At 64.4% G+C, this 12,349-nt stretch carries 7 protein-coding genes; 3 read left to right on the top strand and 4 right to left on the bottom strand.

All coding sequences use genetic code 11. The features are described 5' to 3' along the window. Positions 1–5: 5 nt before the first annotated feature. Positions 6–1,481: a Gfo/Idh/MocA family oxidoreductase gene (locus OXT71_21820; GenBank protein ID MDE2929034.1), complete on the bottom strand. Its 1,476-nt coding sequence runs from the start codon at positions 1,479–1,481 to the stop codon at positions 6–8. Positions 1,482–1,712: 231 nt separating this feature from the next. Between OXT71_21820 and OXT71_21815 the strand changes: the two genes are divergently transcribed. Next, positions 1,713–3,449 carry a CRTAC1 family protein gene (locus OXT71_21815; GenBank protein MDE2929033.1) on the top strand — a complete coding sequence of 579 codons (1,737 nt, stop codon included), beginning with the start codon at positions 1,713–1,715 and terminating at the stop codon, positions 3,447–3,449. 23 nt (positions 3,450–3,472) lie between these two features. On the opposite strand, the gene OXT71_21810 is transcribed toward OXT71_21815, so the two are convergent. Next, positions 3,473–3,730 (bottom strand): hypothetical protein, encoded by a 258-nt coding sequence (locus tag OXT71_21810; GenBank protein MDE2929032.1) that lies wholly within the window; start codon positions 3,728–3,730, stop codon positions 3,473–3,475. Positions 3,731–3,830: 100 nt separating this feature from the next. Here OXT71_21810 and OXT71_21805 point away from each other — a divergent pair, with 100 nt between their 5' ends. Both OXT71_21805 and OXT71_21800 read left to right on the top strand, forming a co-directional pair. Beyond that, positions 3,831–5,093 (top strand): VCBS repeat-containing protein, encoded by a 1,263-nt coding sequence (locus tag OXT71_21805; GenBank protein MDE2929031.1) that lies wholly within the window; start codon positions 3,831–3,833, stop codon positions 5,091–5,093. Then, positions 5,090–7,897, top strand: coding sequence for an FG-GAP-like repeat-containing protein (locus OXT71_21800; GenBank protein ID MDE2929030.1), 2,808 nt, complete (start codon positions 5,090–5,092; stop codon positions 7,895–7,897). The genes OXT71_21805 and OXT71_21800 overlap by 4 nt, the downstream gene beginning before the upstream one ends. A gap of 315 nt (positions 7,898–8,212) precedes the next feature. Here OXT71_21800 and OXT71_21795 read toward each other — a convergent pair whose 3' ends face one another. Further along, positions 8,213–11,983 (bottom strand): SIR2 family protein, encoded by a 3,771-nt coding sequence (locus tag OXT71_21795; protein ID MDE2929029.1) that lies wholly within the window; start codon positions 11,981–11,983, stop codon positions 8,213–8,215. Continuing rightward, a partial coding sequence (locus tag OXT71_21790; GenBank protein ID MDE2929028.1) for a restriction endonuclease subunit S occupies positions 11,980–12,349 on the bottom strand: 370 nt, incomplete at its 5' end. The genes OXT71_21795 and OXT71_21790, both read right to left, overlap by 4 nt.

The following is a 12,349-nucleotide window of genomic DNA, read 5'->3' as shown; positions in this document are numbered from 1 at the left end:
CGGATTTACAACGTCCAACCGGACCGGTATTCCCGTCTCAGCAGCGCGGTCGCCTCCGGAGAGTTGGCGACCCGCAGATTCTCGGCGTCCCACTCGAGTTTGGCGCCGCTGCGGTGGGCCACGACGCCCAGGTTGACCGTCTCCGTGAGGGGTCCGGAATAGCCGAAGTGGCTGCTCGTCGGGCTCCCTGTCTTGCAGGCGGCGATCCACTCGGCCCGATGCCCCACCTCGGCCGTTCGACGCCATTCCTCGTGATGCTTGTAGGCGGCCATCCACTCGGGACGGCGGCCGATTTCCTTGCCGATGGAGGGCGGGATGCTGGGCTTGGGCGGCTGGAATTTGGCGAACTTGTCCGCAGGCCAGAGCATCCGCTGCGGGTAATTCACCAGCAGCATTCCCTCGGTGCCCACGAAGACCCCCCAGGCCCAGTCGGGGAAGTCGTTCTCGGCAACCACCGGAGGCAGTTGATCGCCTCGCGTCCAGGTCAGGGTGACCGGCGGCATCTCACCGCGGGCCGGGAACCGGTAGCGGACATGGATCTGCTCGGGAGACCTCTCAGGATGCGGTGGCGGCCCCTCGGCCTCCACCGAGATGGGATAACGGAGATCCAGAGCCCAGAAGGCCAGGTTGAAGTAGTGGGTGGCGGTGTTGCCGAGACCCCCGATGCCGAAATCCCACCAGCCCTGCCAGTTGCCGCCGCAGCCGCGGGAATAGGTGGGATGATAGGGACGGTAGGGCGCCGTTCCCACGAAGAGATCCCAGTGAAGCCCTTTGGGGACGGGCGGCGTCTCCGTCGGGCGTTCGCGCGTCCTGCGTCTCCCGCCGACAAAGATATGGCATTCCTCCACCGCGCCGATGGCTCCGCTGCGGACCAGCTCGACGATGCGGCGGAAGTTGTCCGAGGCGTGGATCTGGGTTCCCAACTGCGTCGCCACCTTTTTCTCGGCGGCGACCTTGGCCAGCATGCGGGCTTCGTAGACCGAGATGGCTCCCGGCTTTTCTGAGTAGACGTGCTTGCCGCGCAGCATCGCCGCAAGACTGGCCGGCGCGTGGGTGTGATCGGGAGTAGACACCACCACGGCGTCGATCTCGCGGTCCATCTCGTCGAGCATCTGCCGGTAATCGTTGAACTTCTTCGCTTGTCCATAGCGGGCGAGGGCGTGCCCGGGAGGATTCCGGCGCCTGGGAGCCGATTCGCCGGCTGACCGCTCGTCCGTGTCGCAGATCGCCACGATGTTCTCTCCGGTCATCTTCGGCTGTGACGACGGCTTGACCCTCATACCCGTCGAGTACTCCACGTTCTCCCCCGCGAAGTGAGCGAGATTCCACGCCCCCATGCCGCCGACGCCGACAACAGCGATATTGAGCCGTTCGTTGGCCGGGTAGCCCCAGACCGAACGGCTGTTGGGGAGAATCACCAACCCCGCCGCAACGCGGCCCGCAGTGCTGAGAAAACTCCGGCGCTTCCACTGTTTCGTCATTTTTCCTTCTCCATCAACAACTGGCCATTGGGTGAGTTCCGGGAATCTATTATGAAAGTGGCATGGCTTCCGGACAACCCAAAGGCGTTTCTGCGATTGTCTGCAACGAGCGGACTCGGGTCAGTATCCCCGTTGCAGCGAAAAGGAAGCGGGTCTTGAATCCGGTCGATGCAGGCGGCCGACCGGCAGCACTCGACACTGAGGTTTTCCTGGGGAACCATATGGTCATTCATGATCCCGTTCCTTCTTCTGCTGAGCATCCGATTCCTGGACATCGCCCCTGAGGCGGGCCTCGATTTTCGGCACCACAGCGGGAGTCCCGAGAAGAATTTCATCCTGGAGACCATCGGTGGCGGGGTCGCCTGGATCGACTACGACCGGGACGGCTGGCCCGACCTCTACCTGGTGAACGGGGGCAAGTGGGACGAGTTGCTGGCCGGCACGCGGAGCGTCTCCAACGCCCTCTACCGCAACAACGGCGACGGCACCTTCGCCGACGTCACTGCCGGATCCGGCCTGACCAGTCCCCACTGGGGCATGGGAGCCACGGTGGGCGACGTGGACAACGACGGCTGGCCCGACCTCTACCTGTGCAACTTCGGTCCCAACATCCTCTACCGAAACAACGGCGACGGCACCTTCGCCGACGTCACCGCCGGCAGCGGCGCCGGGAATTCCCGCTGGAGCTCGTCGGCCGCCTTCAGCGACTACGACGGGGACGGGTGGATCGACCTTTACGTCACCAACTATGTGGTATTCGATCCCCATTCCCCGCTCCCGCCCGAGTGCAACTACCGGGGGATCACGGTCCACTGCGGCCCCAAAGAGATGACCGCCGCCCCCGACGCGCTCTACCGAAACCGCGGCGACGGGACCTTCACCCAAGTGACTTCCGAGGCGGGCCTGGCGGTGACTCCCGCCTACGGCCTCGGAGCCGTCTGGGGCGACTACGACAACGACGGCGACCCGGACCTCTACGTGGCCAACGACTCCATGGCCAACTTCCTGTTCCAAAACCGGGGGGACGGACGTTTCCTGGAGGTAGCGGCGCTGGGAGGAGTCGCCTACAACCAGGACGGCCGGGAGCAGGCGGGCATGGGAGTGGCCTTCGGCGATTATGACCGGGACGGCTTTCTGGATCTCTATGTGACCAATTTCTCGGACGATTACCACACCCTTTACCGCAACCGGAGAGGACGGCTGTTTCGAGACGTCACCTACGCTGCGGAAGTGGCCTTCCCCAGTTGGCAGTTCCTCGGCTGGGGAGTCCAATTCGCCGATCTGGACAACGACGGCTGGCTGGATCTGTTCGTTTCCAACGGGCACATCTATCCGCAGGTGGACGGCTACGAGACGGGCACCCGCTTCGCCCAGCGCAAGCTCCTCTTTCGGAATCAGGGGAACGGGAAATTCCGGGAGACGGCCGGGGAATGGGGCGAGGACCTCTCCCGGCCCTGGTCCAGCCGGGGAGCGGCCTTCGCCGATTTCGACAATGACGGCGACCTGGACGTGGCCGTCAACAACCTGGACGAGCGCGCCTCCCTTTACCGCAACGAGGGCGCGGGAGGCGCCGGACACTGGCTGAACCTGGCACTGGAAGGAAAACCCTCAAACCGGAGCGCCATCGGCACCCGGGTGATCCTTCAGGCCGGGGACTGGAGCCAGTTGCAGGAGGTCCAGGGGGGATCCAGCTACCAGGCCACCAACGACTTCCGCCTTCACTTCGGCCTGGGAGAGTTGGCGGAGGCGAAGAAGCTGATCGTCCGTTGGCGTAGCGGCGCGGTACAGACCTTTGACGGAGTCGCGGCCAATCTTCACTACCGTCTAAAGGAGGGGGCGGAGCTCGAACCTCTTCGCCTCAAGGGACGAGAGGTGCGCGGCAGGTCATACTCATCCCGTCCCGGCGGTGGCGCTGCGGGACCCACTCGACAAGAGCAGGCAATCGAACAAGCTCCGCATTCCGACTGAGACCCGTTTCGCGAAACAAAGTCTCACGTAACCGCAGGTCGCGGTTCGGCGGTTGCAATCCGAACGACATGGACACCATCGACACGTTCTACACCGGTCACTGCTGATCGGATCGCCTCGGCCCGGGTGGCTGCTTCGCGGTCAAAGTCGAGATATTGGATTCCGTCGGTTCGGCCAACCGTCGCGTCGTCGCACCCCGCTTCGAACAACGCGTCGATGACCGCATCATCCTGCAGGTCGGCACCATCGACAATCAGTGTGAAGTGATGGATTGGCAACATACCTTCTTTCGTACCTGTCACTCCCAATCCTGTGGGCGTCACCGTTCGGCCCGTTGCAATGATACCCCGACTGTGACAGATTGCGGACTAAGGAGACACCATGAACGGCGCTGTTGCCCTCGTTTTCACCGCCTTCTTTCTGGCACCACCGCTCCTGGCCCAAGCGCCACGATTCTCGGAGCACCTGATCCAGGACGGCTACACCTACACCTACGGAGTCGGAGCCGGCGACCTGGACGGCGACGGCGACGTGGACCTGACCAGCGCCGACGCCTTCGGGCACGATTCCCTCTACTGGTTCCAGAACGACGGGACCGGAGAATTCACGAAGTTTTTCATTCAACGGGACGATCCCGAGCGGCTGGAACGCCATGCCCTGGGGGACGTCGACGGCGACGGGGACCTGGACGTGGTCATCGTCAAGAACCTCTACGGAGACCTCCTCTGGTTCCGGAACAACGGGACGCCCCAGGATGGCCGGCTCTGGCAGAGGGTCGTCCTCACCCAGGGTATGCCCTACGCCTACGACGTGGTGCTGGGCGACCTGGACGGCGACGGCGATCTGGATGCGGCCGCCTCCGGCTGGAAGGGAGCCCACTTCTACTGGTTCGAGAATACGGGCTGGCCGGGGCGTAGAGGCTGGCCCAGGCACCGGATCGAGGCCGATATCCGCGGCCGCGACAACGGACCCTCCCGGACCCGGGCCATGCGGGCCGGGGACTTCGACGGGGATGGGGACCTGGACCTCCTGGGCACCGCGCCCGGGGCCGACCTCACCGTCTGGTATGAAAACCGGCGCTCCACGGCGACCGAGGCGCCGTGGCCGCGCTTGCAGCCGACCCCCGTCCTCTGGACCAAACACGTCGTGGACGGCCGCACCCGCAATCCCATCCACGGACAGCCGGTGGACATGGACGGTGACGGCGACCTGGACATCCTGATGGCCATGGGCATGCACGGGAAGCCCGGGGACAGGACCACTCACCAGATCGCGTGGTACGAGAACAACGGGACTCCGGCTGCGGGCGCCTGGCCCAAGCACCTGATCCGGGACGGATTTCAGGACGCCTTCGAGGTGGTGGCGGGGGACCTGGACGGCGACGGCGACCTGGACGCGGCGGCCACTTCGTGGCGGACCCCGGGCCGGGTGGCGTGGTTCCGGAATCACGGCCGCAAGGGCGAGCGCTGGACCATGCACCTCCTGAAGCAAGACTGGCGGAGCGCCAATCAGATCCTGATCGCAGACCTGGACGGCAACGGCCGGCTGGACATCGCGGCGTGTGCCGAAAAGGGCACCCAGGAACTGCGCTGGTGGCGAAACCTGGGGCCGCCGGGACGCTCCCAGGCAAGCGGCTCCCGATGAGTCCCGTCCTTCCGGCCGGTCCCACCCGACTTCCGATTCTCTTCATCCTGGCCATCCTGGTTCCCGGCTCTTCCCTGCCGGGACACGCCACCAGATTCTCCGAGCACCTGATCCTCGACGACTACACCTACGCCTTCGGCGTGGCGGCGGCGGACCTGGACGGCGACGGCGACCTGGACCTGACCAGCTCCGACGCCTTCGGACACGATTCCCTCTACTGGCTGGAGAACGACGGCTCCGGAAACTTCCGGCGCCATTTCATCTTCAGAGACGACCCCGAACGCCTGGAGCGCCACGCCATCGGTGACGTGGACGGTGACGGCAACCTGGACGTGGTGGCGGTCAAGAACCTCCATGGCAACCTGCTCTGGTTTCGCAATGGCGGGAACCCGGGGGACGGCCGGCTGTGGCAGCGTCTCGTGATCACCCGCGCCATGCCCTACGCCTACGACGTGGAGCTGGCCGATCTGGACGGGGACGGAGACATGGATGCCGCCGCATCGGCCTGGAAGGGGAGTCACTTCTTCTGGTTCGAGAACCGGGGATGGCCCGGAACCGGCGGCTGGCCGCGGCACCGCATCGAGGACGATCTTCGCGCACGGGACAACGGCCCCGCCCAGACCCTGACCATCCGGGCAGCCGACTTCGACGGAGACGGCGACCAGGACCTGCTGGCCACGGTTCATGAGGCGGACCTGGTGGCCTGGTACGAGAACCAGGGAGGCCGGGACCGCGGAAAGGTGTCGTGGAAGCGTCATTCCGTGGACGCCGAGACGCCTTACCCGACCCACGGACAGCCGGTGGACATGGACCGCGACGGCGACATGGACATCGTCATGGCCCTGGGCATGCACGCGGATCCCGGGGACGCCAACACCCATCAGGTCGCCTGGTACGAAAACACCGGAAACCCAGCGGCGGGAGCCTGGCCCAAGCACGTGCTGGCCCGGGGTTTTCAGGACGCCTTCGAAGTGGTGGCCGGCGATCTGGATGGAGACGGAGACCTCGACGCCGCGGCCACGTCCTGGCGTTCTCCCGGCCGCGTCGCGTGGTTCGAAAACCCGGGCCTCCCAGGCCGTCTCTGGCGGACCCGGGTCCTGAAGGAGGATTGGCGCAGCGCCAATCAGCTGCTGCTGGCCGACCTGAACGGCGACGGGAGGCTCGACATCGTGGCCTGCGCCGAGCGCGGGAGCCAGGAACTGCGCTGGTGGCGAAACGAGGGGCCTCAGCCGGACGCCGGTGACGTGAGGCGGAGGGAACGAACCACCGCGAGGGATGGGATCCCCGAGCCGCCGGCTTCGGGACCGTTCCGGGACTTGGACGACGCGATCCTGGGGGACGCCGTCATCGTCAGCGGCAAGGAGCTGTTCATCGACGATCACGTCATCCAAGAGCTCAAGGGAGCCCGCAGAGTCCTGAAGCGGGCCGTGAAGCACCGCGGCAATCCCCTGATGGTCCCCGACCGGCCCTGGGAGACCCAGAAGCTCAACCGGGGCGCGGTCCTTTACGACGAGCCGGAGGGGATCTTCAAGATGTGGTACCCCTACTTCGTCAAGGAGGAGAAGACGGCGGACGGCTGGGAGATCGAGGGCGTTCTGGGCTATGCCACCTCACGGGACGGACTGGCCTGGGACAAACCGATCATCAACACCCGGGACGGGAACAACCTCGCCGACGCTCCCGTCCACGCCAATCCTCCGGCCGTCTTCAAGGACCCGGCCGATCCGGATCCCCGGCGCCGCTACAAGATGATGTACGGTGGCGTGGACCCCAAGGTCCCCAACGGCTGGGCCACCTTCGTCGCCTACTCGCCCGACGGCATCCGCTGGACGCCGGAGCCCCTGAACCCGGTGGTTCCCCACAGCGACACCATCTGCTCCGTCCACTGGGACCCGCGATCCGGCGCCTACGTGAGCTACCTCCGCTTCGGCCCCCCCAACATCCGGCTCATCGCCAGAACCCAGAGCGAGGACTTCGTCCACTGGTCTCCCAAGCTCACTGTGATCCGCCGGACCCGGATGGACGAGCCCTTCGCAACCCAGCACTACGGGATGAAGATCATGCCCTACGAGGGGGTCTACATCGGATTGCTGGAGGCCTACCACGGCCAGACCGACGCGCCCATCCCGACGGACAAGCTCTGGATGGACAGGGCCGACACCCAGTTGACCTTCAGCCGCAACGGCCTCACCTGGACCCGGGTCGGCCCCGAGGGCGCCATCCCCCATGGCCAGTTGGAACAGGATGGACGCGACTGGCGGAGGATCGCCCGGAAATCCGCCATCCTCTCCTACGGCGAGCATGGCCAGGACTGGGATTGGGGCAGCGTCTACGCCTTTCAGCCGCCGCTGGCGGTCGGCGACCAGATCCGGATCTACTACCTGGGAAGCACCACCCGACACGGGGGAGTCCGCTACCACGGCGACACGGAGTCCAGCGGAGTCGGCTTGGCCACGCTGCGGCTGGACGGCTTCGTCGCAGTCCAGGCTGCGAAAGCCGGAACTCTCACCACCAAGCCCCTCGTGTTTGTCGGCGACGAGTTGGAGGTCAACGCCGACGCGGAAGGCGGGACGATCCGGGTGGAGGTCCTGGCTCCGGACGGAAGGGTCATCGAGGGATTCGGCCGAGAAGACTGCAAGCCCCTCACCACCGACAGCGTCCGGCACGTCCTGGAATGGAACGGGAATCGGGACTGCCACCCGATCCAGGGCCGGCCCATCCGCCTGCGCTTCCACCTCGAGAGGGCGGAGCTGTACTCGTTCACGCCCAGGATCCGGCATATTCAATATGTGCCGACGGAATGAGCAAGGAGCGGCGGTTTCCAATCGCCGGGAGCGGCGACATCCCTGTCGCCGACAGGGGGGGTAGGGGGGACTACACAACGAGGACTTCATAAGTGTTGATAATAAAGGAGTTAAGATCTATACTCCCGAGCTGTGTCCCTCATTTAATCCCACCTTCTAAACGGGATTCCATTCGACCCTATTGGAGGTCCGTGGACGCAACCGTTCGGTCAAGCCGTGGCAGAACGGTTACGCTTGCAAGCCCAGCGAAGCATCTTCGGCGGTACCGGTACGCGGGTCATGCTTCGACCCTCGCAACCCTAGAGGTGGATCCGATCACTTCGCGATCCCGCCTTCCTTCGACCAGTTCGCGGCCACATGCCGCACCTCCGGCAACGGATCGTCCCGCCCGAATTCCAGCCATCTCCGCACGACTTCGGGCGTCTCCGATTGCTCGGCCGCGATTGCCCGCGCCACCTGAATGCACCGCCATCGCGCCAGCGGGATGTCCAGCGTGTTCGCCGCTGCGGTCTCCCGGTCGTAGCGCAGCTCCTCAAGCAGATATTCCATTCCGCTCAGGACCAGATCGCGAATAATCTCTCGGTGATCGGCGCGGCCTTCCTCGAAGATCCACTGGGCTATGCCGAGGGCTTCTCCAGTCGCCGCTAGCCGTCCGGCGGTTGCGACGCCCACTTCGCGCACCAAGCGCTCCGGCGGCGATGGTAGAGTCTCGTCCGGGTCCCATCGGAGCCATAGGTGCAACGCATGAAATGCGTCCCGGGCCATGTCTCCATCCGCCGACGCGAGTCCGACCGCCATCGTCAAGGCAATGTCGTCAAGCAACTCGGGTGCGGATCTCAGGATTCCCGGTAGTATCGCGAAAGCGGGAATCCCCTTGTCTGGCAGGCGCGTGCCGTGCAACTCCTTTGCCTTCCGGTTGAGCTTTTCGGCCAGAGAAGCGGGCACCCGCATGTCGGAGAGCACCCACCCAAGTCCGTCACCCGCATGTTTCATGGATGTACGAAACGGTGCATAGACCATGTCGGGGAAGTCCCGGACCCACCGAACACCGGTTTCCGTCCATCGATCGATTACATCCGTGAGGAAGGCCTCCTCGGACTGTGACAATTCGAGGCTGCGCTCGCGGTGTCGCATGAAGGCGACCGCACGTCCCGCCTGATACAGGATGTCGTCAGCGCTCCGCGGATTCTGATGGGGCGCAGTCAACCCAGACGCACCATACCCGTATAGCTTGGTGAGTGCGATCTGCGAGGCATCGCCTGCAAGCCATTTTCGCGCGAACGCCCTCCTGCCCATGCCCGGACGTGGTTCCGGCAGTACGATGAAGGCATAGTCGTGGAGAGTGGTCTGTGTGGGGACAGGGGTGTCCTCGTCTGCTTCGGCTCCCCACCAAGCCGCCGCCGCTTGCATGGCCTCAGGTTCGGTCAGGAGCCCCCAGGCCGCAAGCCTGCCAAGCCTTCTGGAGGCTCGCTCGCGTAACTCCCCGCTCCCATCCGCAGTTCGTACGAGCGTCTCCACCACCTTCGTCCAACGAGACTCGCTCTCTGGCGTTCGATCCGGAGGTCGCCGCACATCACGCAAGAGATCGCCGGGCTCCGGATACCTGGAGATCGCTCCGTCCTCGTCGTTGTTTGGAATTGGTGTTTCGAGGATGTCAAGGATCCACCTCACCCGGTAGTGTGGCGGCATCGTCTTCCACGAGCGCCTCAGGAGATTGCCCAACGCATCGTGCAACAAGACGTGCGATTCCACCACCGGGTCTCGGTACAACTCAAGCGCGCGACGGAAGGTCTCGCTGGCGGCCTCGGCACCCCTCCGCAATACCAAACGCGACCAACCCTCCATAGCTACTCGGGCACGTTCTAACCACGGGATATTCTTCTCCCGCCGCCTCGTCGTCTCGATCCGGCTGATGGCATGAAGGGCCAAACGCTGCGTTGCGTCGCAGAGCCGTCTCGCTTCGTTTTTCGGAAGCGCGGCGACGCGTTCTCGGGACAAGACACGCTCAAGCGCCGGGGCGCTCTCAACCTTCGTTGCCCGGAGAACTAATGAAACGGCGATTCTCGGATCGTCTATCGCAAGCCGCTCGGCCGAAAGTGCGAGCAAGGAACCCGCGACAACCATCAAGTCCACGGCAGTGGGCAGGCCAGCGACTTCAGCCAATCGCACGCTCGTGTAGGCACTGGTCCGCACATCGTTCGCGGACCGGATCGATTGGCGGCTCGTGCGCTTGACACCCAGATCGAAGTGGGGTGCAGGCTGTCCAGTCCTATCGAGGTGTTCCAGCTCGCTACTCAGGTCCCAGACATCCCGTGCGTCGCACTTCAGTGGTGCGAGTTCGCGCAACCGCCCATGGATTCTCGCGAAGTTATCCCGGGACATCGTGCTCCGTAGCGCCCATCCTTCGCGAGACACTGCTGCGATTTCCCCGCTCGACTGCGGGATAGTTCCGATCTCCGCAACTGCTTCTTCAACCAGACTGTTCGCTTCCGAACCCCTTCCAATGTCCCTCAGCAGGGCGCTCTTGCGCACCTTCCACATCGGATCCATGTCGCCGACATTCCATTCGCCGAGCCTCTCCTCCAACGACTCGTAGTCCAGTTCCCACAGAGACCAGAGGCAACGCTCGTGGTGAAACCGTTCGGCGGCGCAGGGATCGTCATCTATGTAGTCCGTCAGCCGTTCAAGGCCCGCCTCGAATCCGTCCGTATCCAGCCGGTACCGCGCGGCCGTCAGGAGCGACAAGGCCACATCGCGCCACTTGGCCCGAATCGCAGTCCAGTCAGCCGTTGCAACTCTGTCGCCGCCAACCGTACGCGTCCGGCAATCGATGGCAACCAACACCTCGTTGGCGGCCGTTTCCAGTGCCTCCGGCATCCGCGCCAGCGATGTCTCGAATCGCCAGATCATCTCGCAGATGACATCCAGACGCTCCAACAGCTTCATGCTGGGCAGAACGTCAAGAATGAATGGAGCCCAGCTCTCGACGGTGTCCCGCTGGTCCGATCGTATGTCTCGCGGGAACACGATCCAGCCGGGATAGCACTCTCGGTTGTGCCGCCATGCCTCTACTACCTTGGTGACTTCCGCCTTGTTGGCCTCAATTGAAGTTGATTGGGGCGGAACCATGTCGGGTTCGGCGACGGGACCGGCCAAGGGTCGCAGCGCCGCTACAGGTTCGAGCCGCGAATCAACCTCCTTCCGCTTCTCCGGCCTTGGCCATCGCGTCTGGTCATAGGGTCGGCCGCATTCGAGCGAGGTCAGGATCCAATCCGTTGCGAGTCGGTGGCGATCCGGCCACTCGCTGGCTTTCGGGTGTTCCGCGAGGTCAATGGGAACGACGTTGCGCGCTTGCAGCATTCGCCGCCGCGTGCGCGACAGGCGGAGGTGGCCAGCGAGGTAAATCTTCGGAGCGTCGGCGCCAAGGTTGTCGCGCACCCAGCCGGACCAGTGTAGGAAGTTCGGATCGTCGCCCGAAAACCCGAGGAGGAGCACGACGGTCTCCATCATCGCTTGCTGAACGGTGTTTACGAACGGCGCGTATGTGCGCCGGTACGTGCGATAGGCCTCCTCCGTAAGGATGAGAGGCGGGTTCGGCAGAGATCCGTGCAGCTTGACGATTCGAGGGCGAGTACTCGACGGGAGGTCGCTTGGGGCGCGGACGGCGGCGTATGCTGGTACGGCGCGCGCACGTTCGAGGAGCGTGTCCCAGTTCGTGGTGAAGGTGTCGCACCAAGGCATTCGGAGGAGCCGCTCATGAAATGGACCGGGCACATAATCGCGATCCGGGACCATTCGCCGGAGCGCCTCGTGCAATCCGATGGGTCCGAACGCCGCTTGGTACTCCTCGGCAAGTCGGGGAACTCGCTCGGGCGGCGGACAATCCGTTGGGTTTCCCACGCAGGGATGAAGCATCCTATGAAGCTCTCGCGCCATCTCCTTGAGCGTGGGCATCGGCGGCGGATCCGGGCGCCGGGGCCGGGCGTTCCGGCTGAACCCGCTGCCCACCATGACAGATGCGCCGCCGCCGATCCGCCACAGTGCTTCGCTGACGTGATTCATGTAGGGCTGGTCAGGGAAGATCATGCCCAAACCCTCGCACTGCTGCCGACAGTTACATTGATGCTGGCTTCCTGGAAGGCTAGCGACTCATGCAGAAGGGAATCGAGCAGCTTGCTGCGTATGCCATCCGCTTCACCGACCTCGGCCTGCAACTGGTCGCACAGCGCCATGAGGGCATCGACCGTGGCGACGATGCGGTGCTGCTCGGCGAGGGGCGGCAGGCCGATGCTCATTGCCAGCAGGATGGATTGGTTCAGATTCCGCATTGTTATGCCGACGGAAGAACCTTGGAGGTACTCCCGAACATCGGGTGATCCGATGAGCATGGCGAGGTATTCTGCGCAAACGCTGTCCGAAAGACGGAGGATCAAGCTTCCCGTCCCACAGAGC

Source organism: Acidobacteriota bacterium, from assembly GCA_028874215.1.
In the GTDB taxonomy this organism is placed as follows: Bacteria; Acidobacteriota; UBA6911; order RPQK01; family JAJDTT01; genus JAJDTT01.
Note: the sequence above shows the minus strand (reverse complement) of the source record. Positions and strands in the feature narration are given on the sequence as shown.